This is a genomic window from Sphingomonas sp. SKA58 (assembly GCF_000153545.1).
Classification (GTDB): domain Bacteria; phylum Pseudomonadota; class Alphaproteobacteria; order Sphingomonadales; family Sphingomonadaceae; genus Sphingobium; species Sphingobium soli.
The window spans coordinates 127,234-153,351 of the sequence record NZ_CH959309.1; the positions used below are offsets into that span (position 1 = coordinate 127,234).

Annotated in this window: 22 protein-coding genes; 5 read left to right on the top strand and 17 right to left on the bottom strand. The window is 61.8% G+C overall.

What is annotated here, in order from left to right; translation table 11 throughout:
* Positions 1-13 precede the first annotated feature (13 nt).
* The 6 genes from SKA58_RS18770 to SKA58_RS18795 form a co-directional block, all read right to left on the bottom strand.
* Positions 14-3,259, bottom strand: coding sequence for an efflux RND transporter permease subunit (locus SKA58_RS18770; RefSeq protein WP_004212878.1), 3,246 nt, complete (start codon positions 3,257-3,259; stop codon positions 14-16).
* Positions 3,260-3,262: 3 nt separating this feature from the next.
* Positions 3,263-4,441, bottom strand: coding sequence for an efflux RND transporter periplasmic adaptor subunit (locus SKA58_RS18775; protein WP_004212877.1), 1,179 nt, complete (start codon positions 4,439-4,441; stop codon positions 3,263-3,265).
* A complete protein-coding gene (locus SKA58_RS18780; protein WP_004212875.1) occupies positions 4,441-5,718 on the bottom strand; it encodes a TolC family protein in 1,278 nt (425 codons plus the stop codon). Before SKA58_RS18780 ends, SKA58_RS18775 begins: the two co-directional genes overlap by 1 nt.
* 60 nt (positions 5,719-5,778) lie before the next feature.
* Positions 5,779-6,075: a hypothetical protein gene (locus tag SKA58_RS18785; protein ID WP_007406840.1), complete on the bottom strand. Its 297-nt coding sequence runs from the start codon at positions 6,073-6,075 to the stop codon at positions 5,779-5,781.
* A 73-nt stretch (positions 6,076-6,148) separates the two neighbouring features.
* Complete coding sequence (locus SKA58_RS18790) at positions 6,149-8,116, bottom strand: cytochrome c/FTR1 family iron permease (protein WP_009824024.1); 1,968 nt, start codon at positions 8,114-8,116, stop codon at positions 6,149-6,151.
* Positions 8,116-8,742 carry a cation transporter gene (locus SKA58_RS18795; RefSeq protein WP_004212870.1) on the bottom strand — a complete coding sequence of 209 codons (627 nt, stop codon included), beginning with the start codon at positions 8,740-8,742 and terminating at the stop codon, positions 8,116-8,118. The genes SKA58_RS18790 and SKA58_RS18795 overlap by 1 nt, the downstream gene beginning before the upstream one ends.
* 158 nt (positions 8,743-8,900) lie before the next feature.
* On the opposite strand from SKA58_RS18795, the gene SKA58_RS18800 reads away from it, so the two are divergent.
* The gene (locus SKA58_RS18800) at positions 8,901-9,236 is read left to right on the top strand and encodes a MerR family DNA-binding protein (RefSeq protein WP_442852455.1); all 336 of its coding nucleotides are present in this window, start codon (positions 8,901-8,903) and stop codon (positions 9,234-9,236) included.
* On the opposite strand, the gene SKA58_RS18805 is transcribed toward SKA58_RS18800, so the two are convergent.
* Positions 9,230-10,432: an aspartyl protease family protein gene (locus SKA58_RS18805; RefSeq protein WP_013039112.1), complete on the bottom strand. Its 1,203-nt coding sequence runs from the start codon at positions 10,430-10,432 to the stop codon at positions 9,230-9,232. The two genes, SKA58_RS18800 and SKA58_RS18805, sit on opposite strands and share 7 nt — an antisense overlap.
* A gap of 289 nt (positions 10,433-10,721) precedes the next feature.
* Positions 10,722-11,294 carry a recombinase family protein gene (locus SKA58_RS18810; RefSeq protein ID WP_009824027.1) on the bottom strand — a complete coding sequence of 191 codons (573 nt, stop codon included), beginning with the start codon at positions 11,292-11,294 and terminating at the stop codon, positions 10,722-10,724.
* A 191-nt stretch (positions 11,295-11,485) separates the two neighbouring features.
* Here SKA58_RS18810 and SKA58_RS18815 point away from each other — a divergent pair, with 191 nt between their 5' ends.
* A complete protein-coding gene (locus tag SKA58_RS18815; protein ID WP_004212864.1) occupies positions 11,486-12,886 on the top strand; it encodes a Mu transposase C-terminal domain-containing protein in 1,401 nt (466 codons plus the stop codon).
* Entirely contained in the window at positions 12,813-13,691 is an 879-nt protein-coding gene (locus SKA58_RS19690) for an AAA family ATPase (protein WP_009824028.1), read from the top strand. Before SKA58_RS18815 ends, SKA58_RS19690 begins: the two co-directional genes overlap by 74 nt.
* Positions 13,692-13,895: 204 nt before the next feature.
* Here SKA58_RS19690 and SKA58_RS18825 read toward each other — a convergent pair whose 3' ends face one another.
* The 9 genes from SKA58_RS18825 to SKA58_RS18860 form a co-directional block, all read right to left on the bottom strand.
* Complete coding sequence (locus SKA58_RS18825) at positions 13,896-15,383, bottom strand: efflux transporter outer membrane subunit (RefSeq protein ID WP_050763085.1); 1,488 nt, start codon at positions 15,381-15,383, stop codon at positions 13,896-13,898.
* Between the two features lie 7 nt (positions 15,384-15,390).
* Positions 15,391-16,896 (bottom strand): MDR family MFS transporter, encoded by a 1,506-nt coding sequence (locus SKA58_RS18830; RefSeq protein WP_009824031.1) that lies wholly within the window; start codon positions 16,894-16,896, stop codon positions 15,391-15,393.
* A gap of 53 nt (positions 16,897-16,949) precedes the next feature.
* On the bottom strand, positions 16,950-18,098 hold the full coding sequence (locus SKA58_RS18835; protein WP_009824032.1) for an HlyD family secretion protein: 1,149 nt from the start codon (positions 18,096-18,098) through the stop codon (positions 16,950-16,952).
* A 568-nt stretch (positions 18,099-18,666) separates the two neighbouring features.
* A complete protein-coding gene (locus tag SKA58_RS19695; protein ID WP_009824033.1) occupies positions 18,667-19,140 on the bottom strand; it encodes a hypothetical protein in 474 nt (157 codons plus the stop codon).
* 149 nt (positions 19,141-19,289) lie between these two features.
* The gene (locus tag SKA58_RS18840; RefSeq protein ID WP_225870697.1) at positions 19,290-19,868 is read right to left on the bottom strand and encodes a DUF4142 domain-containing protein; all 579 of its coding nucleotides are present in this window, start codon (positions 19,866-19,868) and stop codon (positions 19,290-19,292) included.
* 399 nt (positions 19,869-20,267) lie between these two features.
* Positions 20,268-20,966 carry an ABC-type transport auxiliary lipoprotein family protein gene (locus SKA58_RS18845; protein WP_139114816.1) on the bottom strand — a complete coding sequence of 233 codons (699 nt, stop codon included), beginning with the start codon at positions 20,964-20,966 and terminating at the stop codon, positions 20,268-20,270.
* Positions 20,963-21,892: an MlaD family protein gene (locus tag SKA58_RS18850; protein ID WP_009824036.1), complete on the bottom strand. Its 930-nt coding sequence runs from the start codon at positions 21,890-21,892 to the stop codon at positions 20,963-20,965. The genes SKA58_RS18845 and SKA58_RS18850 overlap by 4 nt, the downstream gene beginning before the upstream one ends.
* Positions 21,892-22,680, bottom strand: coding sequence for an ABC transporter ATP-binding protein (locus tag SKA58_RS18855; RefSeq protein ID WP_009824037.1), 789 nt, complete (start codon positions 22,678-22,680; stop codon positions 21,892-21,894). Before SKA58_RS18855 ends, SKA58_RS18850 begins: the two co-directional genes overlap by 1 nt.
* Entirely contained in the window at positions 22,677-23,786 is a 1,110-nt protein-coding gene (locus SKA58_RS18860) for an ABC transporter permease (protein ID WP_031291247.1), read from the bottom strand. The genes SKA58_RS18855 and SKA58_RS18860 overlap by 4 nt, the downstream gene beginning before the upstream one ends.
* A 222-nt stretch (positions 23,787-24,008) precedes the next feature.
* Between SKA58_RS18860 and SKA58_RS18865 the strand changes: the two genes are divergently transcribed.
* Together SKA58_RS18865 and SKA58_RS18870 are read left to right on the top strand one after the other, a co-directional pair.
* Entirely contained in the window at positions 24,009-24,503 is a 495-nt protein-coding gene (locus tag SKA58_RS18865; protein WP_009824040.1) for a MarR family winged helix-turn-helix transcriptional regulator, read from the top strand.
* Positions 24,496-26,109, top strand: coding sequence for an ABC1 kinase family protein (locus tag SKA58_RS18870; protein WP_009824041.1), 1,614 nt, complete (start codon positions 24,496-24,498; stop codon positions 26,107-26,109). The genes SKA58_RS18865 and SKA58_RS18870 overlap by 8 nt, the downstream gene beginning before the upstream one ends.
* Positions 26,110-26,118: the final 9 nt, after the last annotated feature.

Genomic DNA, 26,118 nt, shown 5'->3' on the forward strand with positions numbered 1-26,118 from the left:
CCCCGCCCATCCATCAGGCCAAGTTGTTCACGAAGGTCTGACCGTGGTCGTCCCCTTCATGCTCCTCATTGTAGTGCTCGGGTTTCTCGATCACTTTCTGCCCGAACCGGGCATAGAGTGTCGGCAGCACGAACAGCGTAAGAAGCGTCGCCGAGATCAGACCGCCGATGACGACCGTCGCCAAAGGCTTTTGAACCTCTGCGCCGGCGCCTTCGCCCAGCGCCATCGGCACGAAGCCGAGGCTGGCGACTAGCGCGGTCATGATGACGGGTCGCAGACGCTGCATCGCGCCAACATGCGCGGCTTCCTCGCGGCTCATCCCTGATCGGATCAGATCTTGGATCGAGCTGACCATGACGAGGCCGTTGAGGACCGCGATGCCCGAGAGGGCGATGAAGCCCACTGCCGCCGAGATCGAGAAGTCCATGCCCCGCAGGAACAGCAACAGGACGCCGCCCACCAGCGCGAAAGGCACGCCGGTGAACACGATCGCGGCGTCGCGGACCGATCCCAACGCCCCGTAGAGGAGCAGCAGGATCAAAATGAAGCAAGCCGGAATGACCAGCTTCAGCCGTTCGCTTGCCGATTGGAGGTTCTCGAACTGGCCGCCCCATTCGAGATAGGTGCCGGCAGGCAGCCGGAGTTGGCTGCCGATCGCCGCCTGCGCATCCGCCACGACGGATCCGACGTCGCGGCCACGCACGTTGGCTTGCACCACCACGCGCCGCTTGCCGTTCTCGCGGCTGATCTGGTTCGGACCATCGACCACCTTGATCTCGGCGACGCTGGACAGCGGTACATAGCCGCCGCCTGCCACCGGCACCTGCACCTGTTGGAGCAGGCCGATGTCGGCACGCTGCGCCTCCGACAGGCGGATCACCACGGGGAAGCGACGGTCGCCCTCGAAGATCTGGCCCGATGTTCGCCCGCCGATCGTCGCAGTCACGGTGTCCTGCACATCCTGAGCCGTAACGCCCAACCGCGCCATCGCGTCGCGGTTGACGCGAATGTCGAGCATGGGAAGACCGGTCGTCTGCTCCACCTTCACGTCCGCTGCGCCTTGCGTTCTGCGCAGCACCGCCGCGATTTGCTCGGCCGTCCGGTTCATCTGGTTGAAGTCGTCCCCGAACACCTTCACCGCGATGTCGCCGCGCACGCCGGCGATCAGCTCGTTGAAGCGCATCTGGATGGGCTGGGTGATCTCGTAGGCATTTCCCGGAATCTTCGCGAGATTACCCTCGATCCGGCTGACCAGCTCCTCCTTGGGAAGCTCAGGATCCGGCCAATCCTTGCGCGGCTTCAGGATGACGAACATGTCGGTCGCGTTCGGCGGCATCGGGTCGGCCGCCAGCTCGGCGGTGCCCGTCTTGGAATAGACGAATTGCACCTCCGGCTGCTTCGACATCATCCGCTCGATCGGCACCTGCATCGCCTGGCTCTGCTGGACCGACGTTGCCGGAATGCGGAGCGACTGGATCAGCAAATCGCCTTCGTCGAGCTGCGGCAGGAACACCGAGCCGAGCGTAGTGAAAGCAAGCGCCGCCACCACAAGGCTTCCCACACCCGCACCGATCGTCAGCGTCGGGCGCTTCATGGCCCGGTCGAGACCGGGTTCGTAGCGCTTCTTCAGCCACGTGATGATGCGGCCGTCCTTCTCCTCGACCTTCTTCGACAGCCAGATCGCAATCATCGCCGGCACGAAGGTGAGAGAGAGGATGAAGGCGAAGGCGAGCGCGATGATGACGGTCAGCGCCATCGGTCCGAACGTTTTACCCTCCACGCCGGTCAGCGTGAGCAGCGGTACGTAGACGAGGATGATGATTGCCTGCCCGTACACAGAGGGACGGATCATCTCACGCGCAGCGGCTGCCACGGTCGCGAGCCGTTCCTTGACGCTGAGCAATCGGCCTTCATGATGCTGTTGCTCGGCAAGCCGGCGCAGCGCGTTTTCGACAATGATGACGGCGCCGTCGACGATCAGACCGAAGTCCAAAGCCCCAAGGCTCATCAGATTGGCCGAGACCCCAGCGCGCAGCATACCAAAGCCTGTCAGCATCATGGTGATCGGGATGACCAACGCCGCGATCAGGGCCGCACGGAAGTTGCCGAGCAGCAGGAAGAGCACGACGATGACCAGCACCGCGCCTTCGGACAGGTTTTTCGCGACCGTCTTGATCGTCGAATTGACCAGCTCGGTGCGGTTCAGCACCGGCTGAATTACGACGTCAGGAGGCAGCGAAGCGTTGATCGTCTTCAGTTTCTCAGCGACCGCGGTCGACACGATGCGGCTGTTCTCGCCGATCCGCATGATCGCCGTGCCGACGACGACTTCGGTACCGTTCTCCGATGCCGAACCCATGCGGATCGCCTGACCCGTCTTCACAGTCGCAACTTGTTCGACCGTGATCGGCACGCCGTTACGTGTCGCGATCACGGTCCTGGCCAACTCGCTGGCATTGCGAACGAGCGCATCCGAGCGAACAGCCAGACCTTCGCCATTGCGATTGACGAAGCCACCGCCGACGCTGGTGTTATTGCGCTCCAGCGCATTTCCCAGGTCCGTCAGCGTGATGCCGAGCGAGGCCAGCTTCTGCACGTCGGGCACGACGAGGAACTGCTTGGCGTAACCGCCAATCGAGTCGACACCGGCGAGGCCCGGTGTGGTCTTCAGAAGCGGCGTCACGATCCAGTCCTGCGCGGTGCGCAGGTAGGTCGCCTTGTCCTCTTCGGTCGTCAGTCGCTCGCCCTCTGGCGTGATGTAGCTGCCATCGGGCTGTTGGCCCGGTTCACCGGGCTTGTGCTTGTCGTCCTCGCGATGATCGAGACGAACGGTGTACATGTACACCTCGCCCAGGCCTGTCGCGATCGGACCCATTTCAGGGTTCACGCCGTCGGGCAGATTCTCTTGCACGCCCCGCAGACGCTCGCCCACCTGCTGGCGGGCGAAATAGATGTCCGTCGCGTCCGAAAAGACCGCCGTGATCTGCGCGAAGCCGTTGCGGCTCAACGAGCGCGTATATTCCAGGCCGGGGGTGCCGGCGAGCGCGGTTTCGATTGGAAACGACACCTGCTTCTCGACCAGCTCGGGCGAGAGGGCAGGCGCGCGGACGTTGATCTGGACCTGATTGTTGGTGATGTCCGGCACCGCGTCGATCGGTAGCCGGTAGAGGGAAAAGGCGCCGATGGCGGCGACGATGACGGTGAGGAGCAGGACTAGCCAGCGCTTCTCGACCGCCCAGGTTACGATACGGGCGATCATGGCTTAATCCTCGTGGCTCGCTTCGCCCTTGCCGATCTCGGCCTTGAGCGTGAAACTTCCGGTGGTGGCGATCTGTTCGTTGCCGGTCAGGCCCGACCGGACGATCACCGTGTCGCCCGACGCATCGCCGAGCTGGACCGGGGTCGCCTTGAAGCCGGTGGGCGTGCGCACGAACACGACCGACTTGCCCTCGAAACTCTGGACCGCCGTCGTCGGCACGCGGACCGCCCCGCTCCCGCCGCTGCCCGTGAGCTGCACGGCTGCCGTCACAGGCTCGCCGACCCGCCATTCGCCACCGCGATTGTCGAGGGTGGCGAGCGCAGGCACGAGCCGCGTCTGCGGATCAAGCGCCGGCGACACGAAGGTCACGCGGGCGGTCGCCTGACGGCCTGCCGCCTTCACCAGCACCGTATTGCCGGGACGCACCCGGCCCGCATCCTCGGGCTTGAGATTAAGCGCGATCGACACCTGGCTCAGGTTGGCGATGCGATAGAGTTCGGCATCCGCCGCGACCGTTTGTCCCAGCGTCACGGGGCGCGCAATGATCTGGCCCGAGATCGGCGCGGCAATGCCGAGCCGGTTGAGCCCGCCGCCGCCGACACCCGCCGCCGAAACCATGCTCTGCGCCTGCGTCAGGGCGATCCGCGCCTCCGTCGCCGCTGTGCGGGCGGCGATCAGATCCTGTTCAGGGGAGACTCTCTGCGCGAACAGCCGCTGTTCGCGCGCGAGGTTCGAATTAGCGAGCTGAAGCCGCGCCCGCGCCGCCTCGACCTCGCCCTTGATCTGCGCCGCCTCGCGGCTTTCGATGACCGCAATGGTCTGGCCGCGTCCGACCGATTGGCCGAGGTTACGGGTGAGCGCGACCACGCGTCCCGCAATTGCGGCCGAGACGACCTGCGTTCCCTGTGGGTCGCCCTCGATGATCGCGGGCAGCTCGATCGTCCCGGCCCCGCCGATGATCGGCCGTCCGACCTGGACGCCCGCTGTGGCGATCTGGTCGGCACCCAATGTGACGACGCCTTCACCGGCATGACCGCCTTCAGCACCGCCCTTTTCCGTGCCCGCTGCCGTCTCATTGGCAGCTGCGCCTTCGGCAGTTGCCTCGTTTCCGCCATCCTTGCCGCCGCAGGCAGCCAAGAGCAGGGCGAGCGACGCCGCGCCCGCGAGATAAAAGCTCTTCATCACTGATTCCCCCCATTGGGCGCACGAGCGGTCAGTCGCTCCACTTGCGCGCGGGCATTCTGGTAATTGGCAAGCGCGTCGATCGCGGCGACCCGCGTTTCGGCGAGCGTGCGTTCAGCATCGAGCAATTCGAGCTGGCCGAACTTGCCCTCGCGATAGCCGATCCGCGCGATGCGGGCGGCCTCCTGTGCAGCCGCCAGCGCCGGCCCCGACGCCGCACGAGCCGTCGTTGCGGCATTGGCCGCCTGCGCCTGCGCGTCCGTGATCGCCTGTTCGATGTCGAGCGCGGTCACGCGGCGCTGCGCATCCGCCTGGGTCCGCTGCGCGGTCGCCTGCGCAATCGCGGCGCGACCATTGTTGAACACCGGGATCGGGATCGACACGCTGAACACCGCCGCCATGTCGTTGGTCGCTTCCAGGCGGCGGATCGACGGCCCGACGTTCAGGTCAGGCACGCGATTGGCGCGCGCGAGCCGCACGCCGGCTTCGGCAATGGAGAAATCCGCGTTGGCTGCCGCCAGCGCGAGTGTGCCGGTCGTGTTGACCGGTGCCAACGGCCCATAGACGTTCACACCGGGAAGGCGATCGAGCAGCGTGTCATCGAGCAGGCCGTCGATCGGCCGTCCGATCCGACGCGCCAGATTGGCGCGGGCCGCCTCGGCCAAGCGAAGCTGCCGCTCCACATTGGCGTCGGCATTGATACGCGCGACATCCGCGCGCTGTTGCTCGAGTGGCGATGCCCGCCCTGCCTGCACGCGAACGCTCGCGGCCCGCAGCGCATCGCTGGCGATCCGGGCCTGATCGCGGGCTGTCATTACCCGGCGATCGGCCGCGACCGCTTCGACATAGAGCTGCGTTACCTGAAGCCGGACATCCGCCGCGATGATCGCGGCCTGGATCTCGGCCCGGGACAATTGCGCATTGGCGACCGCGACGCGGGCGCCGCGCTTGCCGCCTAGCTCGATCGGGATCGCAAAGCCGACCGTGGTTTCCGCGCTGCGGACCCCCCGATACGGCCCGGAGCCGATGACATTCTCGACTTGGCCTTGAACCACCGGATTGGGCCGCAAGCCGGCGACTGTGCGACCTGCACGGGCCGCGTCGATTCCAGCTGTCGCCGCTTCCGCAGCAGGGGCCGAACCGCCCGCTGCACTGACCGCTTGGTCAAGCGTGTAGACCGGCGCATCCTGCGCAACAGGCGCGGACGGTCCGACCTGCGCCTGCGCCATCGTGGCGCAAGACGCTGCGGCCAGCATGGCCGCGAGGATACGATTCATGAAAATAGGACTCCTGACGATGATCGACAGGGGCGCGCCAACGCACGCCCAAATCGGACGTCAGGCTTGGGGGGGCCTCAAATGGACCATGCCGGTGCGGCCGTCGAGCGACGCAGAGGCGGAGATTGTCGGCTTGGGCACTGTGAGGACGGGGGTATATTCCATCGTCGTGCGCGCAGGCGCGCCGACGTCGTGTCCGTGACAATAATTGTGATGATGCGGGACATTCTTGTCCGAGTCCGATGGCACCTGATCGATGTCACCGGCGGTATGGACCGTGAACTCAACGCCCGCGATGCTTCCCCCCGCCAGATCGGCGGCATGGGCCATGCCGGAGAAGCTGGTCAGGACCAGCATCAGGCATGTCAGGAAAGGCAAAAAGGCTCGCACTAGCTTGCCTCTATCACGGAAGGGTTTTCATGTCATTGCACTAATTCGAACCAAGGGTCACTGAGCCGGAACCCGAGCGGGATCGGTCGCGCCCGTTCCAGGCGAACCCGACCGCAATGGCGACCGCCATCAGGAGTTGCGCCAGCACCGATTGCCAAGTGGGAAACACGCCGAGCATCGACAGCCGTGGCACGTCCGCGAGCGGTGCGATGTTGATAAGGCCGGCTTCCTGGAGCGCGGCGACGCCTTTACCCGCCAGCACGACGGTCAGGACCGCCATGAGCCAGGAGCTATAGCGGAAGAACTGCGCGATCGGCAGCTTGCGACTGTAGCGAAGCATGGCCCAAGCGATCAGGCTGAGCAGTCCAATCGCCGACCCGGCCCCCGCGAGAAGCATCCCGTTGTCACCTTGCGCCGAAAGCGCGGCATAGAACAGGATCGTCTCGAAGACCTCGCGATAAACTACGACGAACGCCAGCCCGAACAGGAACCAGCCCGACCCGCCCGAGAGCGCCCGCGACATCTTCTCGCGAATATAGCGCTGCCACTGATCGGCCTGCGCCTTGCCGTGCATCCAAATCCCGACCGAGAGCAGCACGACCGCGGCGAACAGCGAGCCAAACCCTTCCGTCAGCTCCCGGCTCGCACCGCTGATCCCGATCGCATAGGTGGCGACCGCCCAGGTGATCCCGCCCGCGATGATCGCGCTGACCCAGCCGCCATGCACGTACCGCAGCGCCTCGCCGCGCTCGGCTTTACGCAGGAACGCGATCATGGCGACAACGATGAGCAGGGCTTCGAGCCCTTCACGCAGCAGGATCGTGAACGCGCCCAGGAACGTGGACGCTTCGGTGGCGGCATCAGGCGCGAGCGCCGCTTCCGCATCGTCGAAAAGGCCGCCCAGTACTGCGACCTTCTCCGCGAGATCATCGGGCGACGCGCCCCGGTCGATCGAGGCGCGGAACTCCCCCATCGCGCCCTCGATTCGACCCATCAGCGTCGCGTCGCGCGCGGTGAGTGTTGGCTCGATCGGCTCGAACCCATCGAGATAGGCCGACAGCGCCAGCTCTTTCGCCATGCGCGCATCGCCGCGCCGCGCAGCCGCCACGCTTTCGGCGAGTTTGGCGCGGGCGACCGCGAGCGAGCCGGGAGCCTGTTGTATCACCTGTTCGGGATGACGACGCAGGAACGCGAGCACTGGGTCAGCCTTGGCGTCGCCGATCGCCGCGCCGAGCGCGGCCGGGGTGAGCGCGACCAGGGTTTTCAGGTCCGGAATGCGCCGGCGAAGGGTCGGGTCGGATTTCCAAAGCCGCTCGCCTTCGCGCGCCTGCGCATCCGTGAAGGCGAAGCTCCCGGCTCGGAATGCTAACGCCCAGCGCTGATCGTTGGGCAGATCGGCGAAGCTCTGCATCGCGGTCCCGTCGATGCCTTGCGTCACCACCTGATAGAGCGCGAACACGCTGCGCTGGCGCGCGCGCTCGGCATCGGTGAAAGCAATCGGGGGCGTAGCGAGCTTGGCGGCGTCAGGGCCACGGCCGTTGCCCGTCATCCCGTGGCAGGACGCGCAGGATTGTCGGAACAGGGCATCGCTGGAGACGAGGTTCGGAGCCTTATCGGGCGCGAGCGGCACCGGGTAGGCGCGCAACAGATCGGCCGCGAGCCCGTGCGCCAATGTTGCCACCTGTTCAGTCGGTCCCTTTTCCGCGATCACCGCCTGGAGGTTGGCAGCCCGCTGGATGAGGGCTTGACGCTCCGGCTTCGCCGGCAGGCCCTGAAACCGTGTCGAGACCGACGCGGCGAACTCCGTCATCTCGGCATATTCCGACGTGCTCTTGATCCGACCGTTGGCGACCGCGCCGCCATAATCGACGGCCATATAGTCGAGCAGCCGCCATGCGGTTTGCACGTCGCCGGGTTCGGCGATTGCCGCAGCAGGGATCAGCAGCGCCGCGAGCGCGGAGAGCAGCCGCAACGAGAGCATTGCCCGGATCAACGCGAGCAGACGCACTACCGCTCTCCCAATTCGCGCCGAGCGCCAGTGACGATTTCATAAGCGGAGTGGAGGAACAGGAGGGCGATGAGGCCGGCGACGGCGAGGTCCGGCCAGGCGCTTCCTGTCCACGCCACCAGACCGGCCGCGGCGATCACCGCCACGTTGGCGAGCGCGTCGTTGCGGCTGAACAGCCAGATCGCGCGAACATTGGCGTCCCCTTCCCGGAAACGCGCAAGCACCAAGGCGGACACGACATTGATCGCGAGCGCGACAACGCCGATTGTGCCCATCAGTTCGGCATCGGGCGCGGTTGCGTTCAGGGCGCGCCAAATCGCGAAACCGATTACGCCCACGCCAAGCGCACCGAGAAACAACCCCTGCGTCAGCGCGACCTTTGCCCTCGCCCGTGCGGACCAGGCAAGCGCGAGAAGACCGATAAGGCTGATCGACCCGTCCCCGAGAAAATCGAGGGAATCCGCTTTCAGCGCTTGGCTATCGGCGATGAACCCGCCGAACAGCTCGGCGACTCCGAAGCCGAGGTTGAGCACCACGACGGTCAGCAGCGCACGGCGATAGGCCGGATCGGTTTGCGCGCGCGCGGGCTCCCCGTGGCACCCGCAGCTTTCGGTAGAAGCATTCATGCGGCCTTCCTTACCACCTCCAGTCGCTGTAGAAGCAAGCGAAATGTGCGACACGTTCGCATAAGCAAGGATGGCATGATGAAGCCGGTGATGATTGGGCAGCTCGCCAGCGAGACCTCGACGAAGGTGACGACGATCCGCTTTATGAGTCGATCGGGTTGCTCCGATCCGCCCCTCGCACGGCGTCGGGTCGCAGAACCTACGATGCCAGTGACATTGAGCGTTTGCACTTCATCCGCAACGGTCGCCGGCTTGGCTTCTCCGTCGACGAGATCCGTTCGTTGATGGGGCTGGCGCAGAACCCGGACCAGGATTGTGGTGCCGCCTCAGCTATCGCTGCTCAGCACCTCAAGGATGTGGAGGAGAGACTGGCGCAACTCGCGGTGTTGCGGGATGAGTTGGCAATGCTCAGCCAGAGCTGCACCAAGGCGCGCATGGCCGATTGTCGGATCATGAAGGCGATCGGCAAAGGCCACCCTCAAGCCGATCAATAATAATCGGCCAGCCTGAGCTCGCGCACATCACCCGAGGCCATCGTCAGCTTTACGAGGGTGCCAGCAGGCCGGGAGCGCACTTGCCAGAGCTCCCCACGCGTATAGTTCGCATCGATCGAATGGCCGTTCACCGCCACGATCCGGTCGCCGACCGCCCAGCCAGCCTTTTCCGCGGGACTGTTCGCCGCCACATGAACAACGGTGAGCGCCGTTGGTGAGGCCGCGAGGCCAAGGCCGCTACGGTCCTTCAGCATCGGCAGGCGACGACGAGGACCGAGTGGCCGGAGCCACACGAATCCGGCGGTCACGTCGAACACCACGTCGAATTGAGCGATCAGCGGTAGGCCGACATTGCCAACCGTGCTGGTGGAGAGCCAAGCTCTCATCCCGAGTGTGGGGACGTTCGAGACGCCAAGCCCTTCGATGTTGATGTTCTGGATCGTGAAAGCATCGTTGATACGCACACCATCGACGCCGCCGATCGCCGCGGTCGAGACGAGCTTCCCGTTCAACAGCCCTTGATCGCGGGCATAGGCCGACGAGAGCATCAGCGCGGCCGAGCTGCCAAGATCGATCATCAAGGGCACGGGAGGCAAACCCGAGACGGAAGCTCGAATGAACAGCTCCTGCTTGGCACCGCGCCCGAGCGCGACAGCGCGCCAGTCGGGACCGGCGAGAAACGTGCCTGACTTGACGACCGCCATACGCCTTTTCGCGAAATCGAGCGCGATGCAGCTACCCGTGAACATATCGGCACCGAGGAGGATATCGATCGGTCGTCCGAAGGCCGCCGACACTGAACTCAGATCACCAACGACGGCAAAGGGTAAGCGACGGGTTTCGCGGGCGAGCTGTACGTCGATGTCGCGGACCAGCAGCACCGGGGCCTTGGCGCTCAGCCCGCTAATCATGCGCCGCTCACCATCGTTCAAGCCGAGCTTCGCCGCGAGCGCCGTGCTCATGATCGACGCGCCGCTGCCACTGTCGAGCACCGCCCGCACCGGCACTCCGCGCACTTGTGCCGAAACAAGGAGGGTATCACCCGTGCCGACTTCCAGCGGCTCCCATTCGAGGTGAGCCGCACCGAAGTTCCACGAGCCCGCAGACCGGGAAGTCTGTCGCGCGAGCGTTGGAGAACCGAGCACCAAGCCGGTTCCACAGGCCACCAGCCGCGCCACTAATGAGCGTCGAGACATACCGATTGCTTCAACACGGGCCGTCAAAAAGCCACCTCCAGCCCCCCGTCCGCAGGAGAGCAAATTGCGGTTACATGCTCCAGCCACTGGAGGAGCAAGTGCTTTTGGTGCGCCCGAAAATCCTCAGAAGCGCTTGGAGAACTTTAGATGAAGGATGGTGCAGACCGCTTAGATGCCTTCCCGATAACGAACGGTTCCGGGGGACGCTGGGCCGATCGGGACCGCGAACGGTGTAAACGCTCGCGCTAAGTGGCGGCATTCTGATCGCGCTATTTGTCGGCGAGCGTCGCTACGCGGCTACCGGCTTGGTCTCGGCCGATCGCACATAGGCGTAGAGTTTTGGCTTGGAGATGCCGAGCATCGAGCAAATCTTGGCGATCGGCATCGTGTTCTCGTGGTAGAGCCTGACGGGCAGGTCGCGCTTGTCCTTGCCGAGTGCGGCCGGCCGGCCACCCTTCTTGCCGCGAGCGCGGGCTGCGGTGAGACCGGCCTGGGTCCGCTCGCGGATCAGGTTGCGCTCGAACTCCGCCAATGCCCCGAACAGGTGGAAGGTAAGCTTGCCCGACGTGGTGGTCGTGTCGATCGCCTCGTGCAGGCTCAGCAGCCCGACCTTTTCCTCGTCGAGGTAGGTCATCCATCCGATCAGATCACGGAGCGAGCGGCCGAGCCTGTCGAGGCGCCAGACCACCAGTGTGTCGCCGGCGCGAAGCAGCTCCTTCACCTTTTCCAATCCAGGGCGAGCGGCAGTCGCCCCGGAGGCCTTGTCGGTGATGACCTTCTCGCAGCCGGCAGCCTTCAGCGCATCACGCTGGAGGTCCAGGTTCTGCTCGGCGGTCGATACGCGGGCGTAACCGATTTTCATGCGTAGGGCCGGTGGCGCCCCGATCGGGCGCGGTTTGGGAAGAAAGTCGTCATCGGCAGGTCTATGTTGCCCTAGTTTTCTTTACCGGGTAGATTTACGTCGAACAGGCCGGTTTGGCAACGCGAGCGGACTCGCATGGCGATGGGCAGGCAAATCTCCGTTTTCCTTACCTGCGACACGGACCGTCGGCGGTGACGCATCCGGCGCTTGTCCCGCCGCTGGCGATCGAGCGCTACCGCGTCCTTGAACCGCACCTCGCCGATGGCATCCCGCTCGCGGACCTCGCCCGCACCGGCACGCTGAGCGAGCGGACGTTGCAGCGCTGGCTCGGGCGCTACCGTGCCGAAGGACTTGCCGGTCTCGCGCGTCTGCCGCGCAACGATCGGGGCAGGCTGCACCTGCCGGAACATCTGGTCGAACTGACCCGCACTCTCGCCACCAAGCGCCCGCGACCCCCGGTCGCCGCCATTCACCGAAAGGTGCAGGAACTCGCCATCGCGCATGGACACCGAACCCCCAGCTATGCGGCCGTCGCGCGTGTCGTCAGGGCGATACCGGCAAGCCAGATCGCCGCAGCCTCCGATCCGGCCGTCTACCGCGACCAGCACGAGCTAGTGCATCGGCGCGAAGCCGCGACCTCGAACGAGATGTGGCAGGCCGATCATACCGTTCTCGACATTCTCGTGCTCGATGATGCCGGAACCCCGGTGCGTCCTTGGCTGACCGTCATCGTTGACGATCACAGCCGAGCCATCGCCGGTTACTTCCTCAGCCTCGATGCCCCCAGTGCCCTCAACACGGCGCTCGCCTTGCGGCAGGCGATCTGGCGCAAGCCCAATCCCGAATGGATCGTCAGCGGCATTCCCGAACAGCTTTACGTCGACAACGGCTCGGATTTCATCTCCGAGCATATCGAGCAGGCGTGCATCGCCCTCAAAATCCGCCTCATCCATTCGCTGCCGGGGCGTCCTCGCGGGCGCGGCAAGATCGAGCGGCTGTTCCGCACCATCAACGACATGTTCCTGCCCGACCTGCCCGGCCACCTGATCGCGGGCAAGCCGCTGTCGGCGCCAGTGCTCACGCTCGACGAGCTGCGCGCCCGCTTCGAGGCGTTCGTGTGCGGCGTCTATCATCGTCGCCCGCATGGCAGCACCGGCGAACCGCCGATCACGCGCTGGCAGAAGGGCGGGTTCCTGCCCGCAATGCCCGACAGCCTTGAACAGCTCGACATGCTGCTCGTGCACGTGCCCAAGCCCCGTAAAGTGCTGCGCGACGGCATCCGTCTGATGGGCAGGCGCTATGTCGAACCCACGCTCGCGGCCTTCGTCGGCGAGCAGGTCGAGGCGGTCTATGACCCCCGCGACCTGACCGAGATCCACGTCTACCACCAGGGCCGGTTCGTCTGCCGTGCGCTCAGCTCCGAGCACGCTGGGCACCCGTCGTTGCGCGCGATCCAGCGCGCCCGGCGCGGCGCGAAGGAGCGCGACAAGCAGGTGCCTGCCCCCACGGAGACCTTCGATGGCGACCAAGAGGATACGGCTTCCCGGCCCACCACCTACCGAGGGCTCCGGCTCTACGCCGCTGACGATTGAGTTCCTGGTCGAGCAGCCGTTCCTGGCGACCCGCGAACATGCCCGGTTCGTCGAGTTTGCCGAAGCCTGCGCGCACTACCGCTATATCGGCGTGTGTCATGGCCGGCCGGGCGTCGGAAAGACGCGATCGGCGCGCGAGTTTTCCAGCTTCCCCGACCTGGGGGAATATGCCGCGCTCCGTCCCATTGCCGCGCTCCTTGGCGAAAAGGTCGCTCGCTGCCGCGCCGTCTTCTACACCGTGTCGGTCAGCAACACGCCCAAGACGATCGACGCGGTGTTGGGCCTCAACCTCATTAAGCTGGGCTATGCCCGGCTGACGGTCGCGGGCGGCTCGCAGGACGAAATCACCCATGACGCCGCCCGCATCGCCTGCCCCCTCGTCATCGTCGACGAGGCCGACCGCCTGACCATAAAGTCGCTCGAACATCTCCGCGACATGGCCGATCGCCACGGCTTCGGGCTGATCCTGATGGGTATGCCGGGCTTGGAGAAGCGCCTCGCCCGCTATGCCCAGCTCTACTCGCGGATCGGCTTCGTCCACGAGTTCAAACCGCTTACCGAGACCGAAATGCGGCTGCTGCTCGCGACCCACGCCGGCGATTTCGGGATCAGCTTCGACCCGGCCCAACTCGACGCGATCGAAGCGCAGGCAGCCGTGATCCGCATCACGCGCGGCAACTTCCGGCTCATGGAGCGCCTGTTCGCGCAGATGCGGCGGATCATGACCCTCAACCGCGTCGAGGAGGTCACCGCTGACATCGTTCAGGCCGCGCGCGATTGCCTCGTCATCGGACCCGGCAACTGACAAATAGCGCGATCAGAACGCCGCCATTTAGCGCGAGCGTTTACACGCAATCGCCCCGGGGCGCGTTACCCCGCGAAACTCTGTATAATCGCAAGGGCCGCAGGATGGATGCCGAACAGGCGGGTTGCCCTGTGCCAAAAGTCATCATTGGCGGTGGGCAGGGCCGCCGATTCTTGTATTGGCAAGTCCGGACAGATACCATCATTATTTGCTCATAAGGGCTGAGGCTTGACTCCCAGCTTCTGTCCATCCCAGTCCAAGCGACTTCTGTATGGCAACATAGCTGGCGGTGAGGGCCGCAACCGCACTGTGCAGGTTTGCCTCTGCAAGCCGCTGCTGGCGGTCAGCCTCAAGAGCGTCGCCTCTCGAAATGACCTGCCGCGCATAGCGCTGCCGCATCAGCGTTGCCGCTTCATCTGCTGACCGCTTGATTTCGGCAAAAGCGGCGACGTTTCGCCTTTGCTGTGCAAAGCGCGCAAGCGACGTCTCCGCATCCTCAAGCGCGCCGAGCACTACCTGCCGATATTGTGCCTCGGCTTCATCGCGACCAGAGCGTGCCTGTGATATCGCCGCTGACGTTCGTCCAAAATCGAGCAAGCCCCATTGCAGCTGAGGGACGGCGATGTTGGAAATATTGCCCAGATCTACCAGGTCTCCGATCGACGTGCCGCCAATCCCGAGAATCCCCATGAAGCTGATTTTCGGAAAACGAGCTGCTTCCGCGACTCCTATCCGGGAAGTTGTGGCAGCGAGACTGCGCTCCGCAGCGCGGATGTCGGGACGGCGACGCAGGAGCGCCGAAGGGTCTCCGATCGACACCCGCGCAGGGGGCATCGGGATATCGCGCCGTGGCGTCAATAGCGGATCGAGAGATCCCGGCGCTTCACCGGCGAGAACCGCTAGCGCATTCATATATATTACGATCTCAGCATCGGCTGCGGCGAGATCGCTGATCGTGGCCTGAACCGCGCGGTTCGCTTGGCCGACAGTAAAGGCCGGGATTGTGCCTTGCCCGAAACGCTGCCGGGCTAGGGCGAGCTGCTGCCGCTGAATGTCGAGACCTTCGCGAAAAGCGGCGGCGCGCTGCTGCCGGTCACGAAGATTGGTATAGGTCTGCGCGACTTCAGCGCTGAGCTGGACCTTTGCGTCTGCAACATTATACGCCGCTGCCGCCGCCAGCGCGTTTGCCGCTTCGATTTTTCGCACCTGCCCGCCCGCGAGATCTATTTCCCAGTTTGCGTTCAGACCAAGGTTGTAGAAACGCAGAGACGTGTCCGCATCCTGGGCGGATGAAGGCGCCGGAACAGGTGTGGGTGTAGTACTTCCTTGACTGGTCTGGAGATCGATCCCGGGAAGATCGGCAAATATGGCCGTGCCCTGAGCACCAGCCGTCGGCAGGCGGTTTGCTCGCTCCTGGCGTACAGACGCACGGGCTTGGCGAAGTCGGGCCTGCGCAACATCAATCGAGGGATTCGCGACAAGAGTGCGCCGCTCGAGCTCATCGAGAACCGGATCTTGCAGCGTCGCCCACCATTCGGCGAGTTCAGGCTCGCTGGTCGATGCATCTGCTGGTTGACGAACGAATGTTGGCCGCGGCGCGGCTTGGCCGAGCTCTGGTGGTCCGGAATAGTCCGGGCCGACCACACATCCACCAAGGAGCAGCGGAAGGATGAGACCACTTAACTTTGCCATTACCACCTCAATGCATCGTCAGCGACATCCCCTTGGGGAGCGGGCGAAGGAAAAACACGAACGGGAGCGTCACAAAAGTCGCTACCGCCATCGTCAAAAATATGTCGTTATAGGTCATGACGAACGCCTGCTGCTGAATAGTGCCAGCGAGCGACTGAAGGCCGGCGTCCATATTTCCCAGAGTATGAGACATCCCCGCGATATACTCCTGCACGCTTGGATCGTTTGCCCACAGCGTTTCCTCCATCCGTCGGCTGTGGAGTGACATGCGCTGGTCCTGGAACGACGTCAGGGCCGCCAGAGCGAATGAGCCACCGAGGTTTCGCGCAGCATTGAAGATGCCCGAGGCATCTCCAGCATCCTCCTTGCTGACTGAGGTAATGGCGGCTTGGTTCAGAAAGAGCATGACAAAGATCATCCCCACCCCGCGCAGCAGCTGACCGGTAGTAAAGGCTTCGCCTGCGGATTCCACTGTGAGACTGGTGTTCACAAAGCAGCTAGCAGCCATAAGCGCGAGGCCAGCACCAACGGCCAGCCTGATGTCGACAAACCGCATCAGAAACGGTACGAATGGCATCACAAAGAAGGCAGGAACGCCCATGAGAAAAATGACCTGTCCGGTCTCGAGGGCATTATAGTCGGCGATAAGCGACAGGAATTGCGGGATGACGAAGGTCGATCCGTACATCACCATGCCCAGCGCTAGCGCCATTATAACGACGCTGCCGAACTGTCTGCTCATGACGATTCGCAACTTAAGGACGGGCTTTGTTGCCCGGATCTGTCCGATCCCCAACATCACAAACCCTGCTACTGTTATAAACGTCAGCCGGATGATAAGCGTCGATTCGAACCAGTCTTCACGGTGCCCCTCCTCGAGCACGATCGTCAGTCCTCCAAGGCCAAGGATCAGGCCTATAATACCCAACCAGTCGGCCTCGCGAAGATAGACCCAATTCGTACGTTCGTGCGGCAGGCCGAGCAACAGGAGCAAGAGGAGTATCCCGCAGACCGGCACATTGACGAAGAAGGCATAATGCCAGCTCAAATTTTCCGTCAGCCAGCCACCGAGCAAGGGGCCAAGAACGGGCCCCAAGATTACTGTCATTCCGAAAAGGGCCATCCCGATAGGCTGCTGGGGTGGCGGGAGTCGCTTTGCGACAATCGTCATGGCGGTCGGTATCAGCAGCCCTCCCATAAGGCCCTGCCCGGTTCGTCCGATGATCATCGTCATAAGGTCGGTGGCGATGCCGCATAGGATGGAGAACCCGGTAAAGGCAGTCACGGAAATGAGAAGGAGGGTTCTCAGTCCCAAAAGCCGCTCCAGCCAAGCGCTCAGCGGAATGACGACGATCTCGGCAACGAGAAAGGCGGTGGCGATCCACGTTCCCTCAGTGCCGGTTGCTCCGATTTCGCCTTGGATCGTTGGCAGTGCCGAGTTGACGATCGAGATGTCGAGGGTCGCCAGCAGTGCGCCGAGCGAGCCGGCAGCCACAGCGATCCAAGCGGTCAAGTCCGCACGCGCGGAACGAGCTGCGTCTGGAGATGCTGTGACCGTGACCACTGTCAACGCTTCCGGCTTACGGCCTGACGGAGTCGATCCATCTCTCCTCTGGCTGAACGCGTATCGACCGTTACTCCAACCGACATTCCCGGCACAAGGAGCCTGCGCACTTCGAGAGGAGCATCGATTGCAATGCGTACAGGCACGCGCTGTACGATCTTTGTGAAGTTTCCGGTCGCATTCTGGGGGGGGAGCACCGAGAACTGGGCGCCCGTGCCAGGAGCGACACTGGCAATACGCCCGGTCAGTTCGACGCCAGGGAGCGCATCGATTTCGATGCCAACAGGCTGGCCGACGCGCATAAGCCCCAGTTGAGTCTCTTTGAAATTCGCCTCTATGAACAATCGATCGACAGGAACCAGTGTCATCAGGCGCGTACCGGGCTGCACGAATTGCCCGACACGGACAGCCAGGTCGCCCACACGGCCATTGATGGCAGCCTTAAGCACTGTCGATTCGACGTTGACGCGCGCCACCTTGAGTTGGGCACGCGCGGCCTCTGCTTGCGACTGGGCCTGACGTACCTGCGCGCTCAGTGTACCGACACGCCGTTGCGCGGCAATCAGCGCGGCATGCGCAGCATTGGTTCGCTCGCGAGCTTGCCGTGCCTGCGTCTGAAGCTGCGCGAAACGCTCCCCTGGCTCGGCGCCGGATGCGGCAAGCGGCTGATATCGCGTAACCTGCTGTGCGGCGAAAGCAGCCTCGGCGCGCGCCGCGTCGAGCTGGGCTTGCGCTTGCGCTATGGTTGCCTGTTGTTCGGAAATCTGAGAGCGCGTCGTATCCCCCGCAGCCGTTGCCGTTTCGATCTGGCTGGTAATCTGTTCAGTCTGCGCCCGATATTCGCGGGGATCGAGTTCAGCTAGAGACTGCCCCTGCCGAACCGTCTGATTCTCGATAACGAACACCCGTTCAACATATCCGGCGATCTTGGGCGCTGTGATGACGGAATCCGCCGCAACATAGGCGTTGTCGGTCACCTGCATGTATCGGCCCCGGTTCTGATGATCCAAGTACCAGACAAGGCCACCAATGAGCAGCAAGATCGCGCTAATGAGCATCGCCAGGCGAACGCGTGGCGATTTAAGCGGGGACGCTGCCGATTCGCCGAGGCCCTCAGGATCCGCCGAAGCAGTGGCCGACTTGTCCGCCATATAAATTACAATTCCCCATGATGCGCGGTGCGGTTCTGCTCTTGCAGCATTAAAGGGCGCTCGGCAATTGCATATTATATGGAACCTCAGCGTTTACGCCCCTATCATTCGCTCTTGCCCGACGCCGCTGGACCGGTACTAACCATCAGCCGCCCTATCAGGCTGTAGCTCCCCCCAACTTCACGTCAGAATCAGAATATACCGAGGAACGATTTGTTAAGCTGGGGCACAAATACAGAAGCTGAACGCGCATGATGCCCACCATTTCGGCGAGAAGATTACTGGTGCCTACAGGACGGTCGATAAAAACTGAGCCGAGATCCGATGTCCAGGTTCAATCCGCGCAACGATGGGCTATCGTGATATGAGCAGCGCCATCCGAAAATTGCCGTGCCACTTTGATTGGATGGGTGCCGTCACCTTGTCCGACAGCGATATTATGGGCGGTCTCGACCGCTAGTACTTTCTTGTTAGTCTCGCCGGAGTTATTGCCCTGCAATGCCAAGCTCACGAGATAATGCGCAGCCTCACACAGCGGCATTGAATTCAATAGCGTCAGCTTTCGTCGTTAATTTTTACTACCCGGACAGCGCCGTGCGAGCGCTGTTCCACGAAGAAAGCCGCGGCGCGCGAAGCCGGCGTCGATTGCTGACGCCAGGCGTCTTTCGGCCGGAGCTGCGCCCGAAATCTCCCGAACTAAGCCCCGAAACGGTATGATTGTGTTAACAATAGTTTTTCCTCCAGCCTCGGCTAGCCGACCAGGCCTGTTCTCTTTTTTGTTGTTGCCGACGGCAAAATCAGGTCCGAGGACGCTATCGAGCTCCGTGGTTGCGGCCTTGATCTGCGCACAGGATTTCAAACCGGAGAGGCCATATGGATTTTCTTGCGCTCTTTCCAGAATAACTGGAATTTCAGTTTTGGCCGCGCCAATATCTTTCGCCGGCTGAGTGACGATTTCCCGACCGCGGTCAACTGTCTCATCTTTTCTGGCGGGTTGCTCGGGGCTTTGTCCAAGAGCCGCCATGGCAAAAATAAGTATCATCATCCGCCAAATATCCTGAAGACAAGGTTGAAAGCATAAACACGACCGCTGTGGGGTTCACTGTTGCCGCGCTTGAAATAACAGCAGATGCCCACAAGGGCATGACGATCACATTGAGTGGCGCCCGTGAAGAACGGGCGCCACTATGATCATTGACCGCCGGTCAATGCTGAAGGAAGAAGTGCCTTCCCGTTGGTGAGTTCTTGCTCAAGTGTGGGAACGGCGGTGCCCGCGACTTGCTTCAAGGCTGGGTCGGTGCCGTCTTGCGCATAGCCTTTGTTGATGGCCCATGCCGCCTGCAGTACCTGGGCGGACTGGGATAGATAAAGATTATCGAAGCTGCCGCGCGGCGTCTTCTGGAGCAGCTTCACGAGTGCGGCTCTGTCGGAGGAAAGCGATGACGATGGCGCTTTTATCGTCCGCTGATCGTTGCGCAGCGCCGCCATGAGAGCTTTCTGGGCGATTTGCGCTTCTGTCTGAACACGTTTGGCATAAGCCTTCACATCGTCACGCTGGGCCTTGGTCACGGCGAGCTGCGCCGCTTTTATTTGATAGAGGTTCGCATCCGATGCAGCCATCACAAACGCTGGCTCATTCTGTCCAGCTATCGGTGTCGTGCCGGTATCCATGCTCGACATTGAACCTGTGTTCGTTGGCGAAACAGCTTGGGCAAGAGCCCCTGAACCTGAAAGCGCTAGCGCGCCCGCGGCCATAATGACTTTCAGCATAGTACCTTCTCCGTAGAATAGATTGCGAGCGGTCAAGTGGCCGCATCACGTTAAACGTGACCACGTCGTAACGATGCTGTTGGATAATCGTTCCACCATCACCCGCATTGCATAAATTGAATTGTCAAATCAATAGCAATTGAATCGGCAGCAGATTCCATTGGCTAATCGGATAGAAATATTAGGAATTGCAAGATTTGACTTATCACATGGTCGATATGCTATCGCTTATTAAGACCTGGAACCCGATATTCACTATCTTACTTAATTTGGCTCCGATCGGGTCGGTCCTTCAAATAAAAACAAAACTCGTAGATACCTACGAAGGTATCCGGCGCATGGCGATTTTGTACATGCAATTACGCCCGAAAGTTGCTGAGATCGGCGACAGGCTCATGATCAATTTATCTCCTGCTTGCGATCCATCCGATCCTTGGATGTATCTAGCGCGCGCTCTGTGGAATGCTTCCGCGCTGTATCCGCGGACCAATCCGTCAATTCTGTGGTTGAGCGAGCTACTGCACGATCGAAAGCGGCGACTATCCCACTTGTGGTATTTGCGGAAGCTGGCTCCTGCACCAAGAAGCGCTTGGCCTCGACGGGACGACGATCAGAAAGATCAAACAGGGTTGCATCGCCTTCGATAATGACAGTGGGCGGTGCTTTTTCACCCCCATCTAGGGCATACCTTGCTTCGAATCGCTCGATATCAATCTGCAGCGCATGCGATGCCCCGGTGGCGTTTCTCACGCCCGTCAGGCGCACGTCAGGTGCCCGCGCCGCATATTGACGCATCAGCGCCTGGGTGAAAAGATCGGGGACCGGCGCCACCCAACGAACCCCCTTGAGGTAGAGCGCACGCTCCCCCCGCGTGGTGAGCATGCGATCGCCCTCCACCTCCTGCGAGAACCGGGGGCGAAGCAGAGATACAGAGCGAGTCGGGAGCGCACCCTGCATCCCGGTGACGGGCGTGGGGTCAACCACGCCAAACCTGAAAAGGTCAGCGCGCTCGCCGCCGCCTAGCAGGTTTCCACAGCTAGCCAGCAGCAAGGCGCTCGACAGAAGTGCAAAAGTCCGATTCCTGGTTGATAATGTCACTTAGGCAACTCCAGTTCAGTACCCCGGCTTTTGGCCAGAGCTTCGCGGGGACTTTGTCGGATCCCGCGAATTAGCCCGTCCAGCGATTCAGCTGTTTCTTGCAATGTCAGCATAGTCGCATTGATATTAGGGATCGTGGTCGTGCCGATATCGGCGCTTTGCGTGTCGAGTTTGGCGATCACGCCGCGAGCCTCATGAACTGCCGATTTGAGCTCGTTTGCCGCTTGGGAGATGTCGGCGAAGGCGCGCTTGCCATCGCCATCGGCAATCTGCCGAACGGACGAGGCCGCGCCCTGAATATCGTCAGCCGCCCGATCCAGTTTGGCGAGCGCAGAACCGGCATGGGCGAACATGGTCCGATTGGCCGCCAGTTCCGCCGTAGTCATTCGGACATCGCGAATGGCGCCGCCGATGTTGGCGATATTACGGTCAGACAGGACCTTGTTCACACGGCTCAGTGCCTCGGTCGCGCTTGCCACCACCTGTCCGCCGCCTTGCAGCAACGAAGACATAGCGTTGGGCTTGCTGGGGATGACAGGTCGCTTACCGTGATCATTGGTCTTGAGAAGGGGCTTGCTCGGCGTGCCAGCGCTGATTTGAACGATGCTGACCCCTGAGATGCCCTGACTTTCAGAGGATGCGACCGAATCTTCGCGGACCGGTGTCCCGCGCGTCAGTTCGATATCCGTGATAACACGGTTGGGGTCGCGTTGGTCGAGGCGGATTCCGCCGATTTCCCCGACCTTGATGCCGTTGAACTGCACTTCGCCTCCAACGCTTAAGCCTCTGACCGGCCCATGAAACACGATCTGGTAAGAATCACTTCCTTTGGCCGAACCGCCGAGCCAGACAACAAAAACAAGCGTGGCGATAAGCAACGCGATGGAGGCGGCGCCTACCAGAGCATAGTTGGCATGGCGTTCCATCAGCTTTCTTTCTCTTTTTTGGCGGCACGGCCTCGCGGTCCCAGAAGATAGCTCCGGATCCACGGGTGATCTGACCGTTCAAGTTCTTTGATCGTTGCAACAGCGGCGATTTTCTTGTCAGCGACAACCGCAACGCGGTCGCAAATCGCGTACAGAGTATCGAGGTCGTGGGTGATTATGAACACGGTGAAGCCAAGAGCATCCCGCAATGTTCTGATAAGATCATCGAATTCGGCTGCAGCAATTGGATCGAGGCCGGCAGTCGGCTCGTCGAGAAAGAGGATATCCGGATCCAGCGCGATTGCGCGGGCTACCCCCGCGCGCTTGCGCATTCCGCCAGATAGCTCGGCAGGCTTCAAGCAGCCTGCATCTTCCGGCAAACCAGCAAGCTTGATCTTCAGCCTTGCAAGATCGTGCACATACTCATGTGTGAGTTTCGTATGTTCTAGAAGTGGCGCCTCGACATTTTCCTGTACGGTGAGAAAGGAGAATAATGCGCCTTGCTGGAACATCACCCCAATCCGACGCTCGACTTCACTGTGCGCTTGCGGATCGCGGATGTCCTGCCCGAATATCTCGACGGATCCGCCATCGGGCTGCTTGAGGCCCAGGATAGTGTTGAGCAGCACCGACTTACCGGAACCCGATCCGCCAACCACACCCAATATCTCACCGCGCTTGACCTCAAGGCCGAGATCCTCATGGATGACCTTGTCGCCAAAAGCCGTGCGCAGGCCTTTGACGCGAATGGGCACGTCTTCGGCATCGGTTTCCAGAGGCGCGCTCACAGATCGAGCGCCATGAAGATCACCGCGAAAATCGCATCGAACATAATGACCATGAAGATTGACTGGACGACCGCGGATGTCACATTTTGACCAAGGCTTTGGACATCGCCGCCGACCATAAGGCCATGCCGACAGCCCGCAGCAGCGATGATCAGAGCCAGAAACGGCGCTTTGCACATGCCTATCCAGAAATGCTTAATGTCTACCGTTTCGAGCGTACGCTGGATGAAAAAGACCGGGCTGATATCAATCGTCACCCAACTGACCAACAGTCCGCCAGCAAGACCGCCGATATCCGCGCAGAAGGTCATGAGAGGCATCATGAGAAGCGCGGCTAATATGCGCGGGATTACCAGCGCATCGAAACGGTCCACACCCATAACCTGCATCGCATCGGTTTCCTGGTTCATCCGCATCGAACCGATCTGAGCGGCAAAGGAAGATGCGGAACGTCCAGACAGAAGGATGGCGGTGATCACTACGCCGAACTCGCGCAGGATGGCCACGCCCACCAACTGGATCGTGAACACCTCAACGCCAAGCGTTGTCAAAAGGTTGGTGCCAACAAGCGCAATGACCGCGCCGATGAAGAAGGTCATGATAAAAACTATCGGAAGCCCATTAATGCCCGCGTCCTGCATGAAAGCGACAAGCGGCGTCATGCGCAATCGGCGAGGATTGCCAAGCGTACGGCCGAGCGCGATAATAAGCTGTCCAGTGAACACCAGCATCTGGTAGGCGTCACCGGCGGTCCCGATTACCTGACGGCCGAAGCGCTCGAAAAATCCTAGAACACCAGTGACGCCAGCCTTACCGGACGACTCTTGTTCAAGGGCAGGTCGAACAAGGTCTATCAGCCTTTGCAAATCCTCTCTTTCGCCAAAGTCAATTTCGGCGCCTGGAGCCATGGACCGCAAAAGTAGGAGGGCACCAGCAGTGTCGATCCGCCCTAGAGCAGAAAGATCGAGACGCTGCACGTCTAGACTCCTGGCCGCCTGGGCATCCAGGCGCCCTTCCGCATCGCCCAAAGCAAGCGAAGTCCAGTCACCGCTCACATGCAGAGTCTGGCCGCCACCCTCGTCAATATGCCAATCTGCCGCGATCATCGCACTGGCAGCATGGGAATTGAACAGCGGACGATTTCGGCTGCTGCTGGCATCAACGCCACGCAGCGCATATCTTGAACTACGCCATGGTCAAGCATTGGGGTCTCACGATGACGATCGAGCAATGGCGCGCCAAAGGCCAAGAGCGGTCAGCTTCGTCGCAGTCATAACTTTATCCTCTCCTCTTGCCATGCCATCAAAGATTGAGCAAGGACATAACATATGGAACCTCAGGAAGTTCATTTGCGCGCGCTCGCGACGGCCTTTGGCTGGACCTGGTACAGAATGCGGCGGCTGATCGACGCGCACCTTGCGTCCCAAGGTGCATCGATGGCCCGTCTTAAGCTGCTAGTATATCTCGCCGAGCAACCCAGCCGCTCAACCGATATTGCAAGCTTCTTCGATCAGGCCCCGCGCACGGTAACCCAGGCGATTGACTGGTTGGAGCAGAATGGTCTGGTCACACGCTCGCCCGTTGAAGAGGACCGCCGTGTAAAGCTCGTGGAAATCACGGACGCAGGCAGGGCGATGCTGGAGCAGGCCCTGCCACTCTACGATGGCATTGTGGCAAAGACCTTCGGCAGCTTGACCGCGGAAGAACTGGAAGCATTGGATAGGGCGATCCTTCACCTCGACAAGGTCGTGGATCAACTCGAAACGCAAGCTGGCTTCCGCCAAGGTCGGGTCCCCACGCTCAAGGCACATAACGATGGCTGATCCTCATTTGATGGACGGGCCTGAAGCGGTCGCATTGAAGGAGCGGGAGCGGTTCGCACAAATCCTGCTTCTGTTCGGGCGACATGGCCTCAAGGGAATGGCCTCCCGGCTAGGTCTCAGACTGGGTGGTGAGGAACCATTTGATAGCGCTCGACCAGAAGCAGTCGTTGCGCTGCTGCAAGATATCGGTCCTGCGGCGGTCAAGTTCGGGCAGATTCTTGCAATGCGAAGTGATCTGTTGGAGCCCGATTGGATCGATGCGCTTTCGAAACTTCAGGACCGGGTTCCGCCGCTGCCGTTCGCCACCGTGCGACCACTTATCGAAGAGGCGATCGGCGGAACTGTGGAAAGCTATTTCGCCTCGTTTGAAGACGAAGCGATTGCGGCCGGCTCGATCGCTCAGGTCCATGCAGCAACGCTGCTCGACGGCCGGGACGTTATCGTCAAGGTCCGTCGTCCCGGGATCGAGCGGATTGTCGACGCCGACCTTCGGCTGCTGCGCCGCGTCGCCCGGATCGCAGAGCGCCGCATCCCCGAGATCGCGCGACTCAAGCCGGACGAACTGCTGCGCCACTTCGCTGAAAGTATCGATCGGGAAATGGACCTCGGCGCGGAAGCTCGCGCCAGCGATACGATCGGAGAGTATCTCAAAGCTTTCGGCGTGCGAACGGCTCGCTTCGACTGGGAGTTGTCCGGCAGGCGTGTCAACATACAGGAGCGGTTTCGAGGCCTCGCGGCAAGCGATCTGGAGGCGGCACGGCAGGGCGACCTTGATCTCACGAGCCTCGCCAGCACCTATGCGCAGGCGATCCTCCACATGATCGTCATCAATGGTCATTTCCACGCCGATCCCCACCCCGGCAACGTCTTTTTCCTGGAGGACGGAACGCTGGCGCTTATCGACTTCGGAGCGGTGGGGACGCTTCTGCCGAGACGCCGGGAGGAATTGGTACGGCTTGGCCTGGCGATCGCGGCGGCGGACACAAGCGGGGTCGTCGATATTCTGCTGCTTTGGGCGGGCGACCCTGATGTTGACCGTGTCAGGCTGGAAGAGGCCCTGGACGAACTGATCAACCGTTTCAGCAATGTTCTGCTGGAGCAAATTGACCTTACCGACATTTTCAAGATGGTCTTTGCGATACTGCGCGACTTTCATCTCGCGCTCCCGCCCGATCTGGCACTGGTGCTCCGGACGCTGCTCACAGCAGAGGGATTTGTCCGGCGCATCGATCCGACATTTGACATCACTCGAGAACTGGCTCCGCTGGCAAAGGAACTGATGCGCGAGCGAACGAGTCCTGCGCGATTGCGTGGCGAAGCGGGCAAGCTATTTGCAGCGCTTGGAAGAGCCGCCTTGTCAACGCCGAGCCTGGTGGGACAGATCGAGAGAGTTGCGCGTACCGGGTCTATCACCGTCAGTATCGCACCCAGGGATCTTGAACGATTGCGCGGCGATGAGCGCAACAGCAGAGCCACTCCCCAGCTCTACCCCGCAGCATTGGGAATATGTGCTGCAATCCTTTTCGCCTCGGAACCGATGATCGCCGGGCTGCTGGCGGTGCTTTCCATTGCCCTGGCAATTGGCGAACGAGTGAAGCGGCGATGATCACGTTCC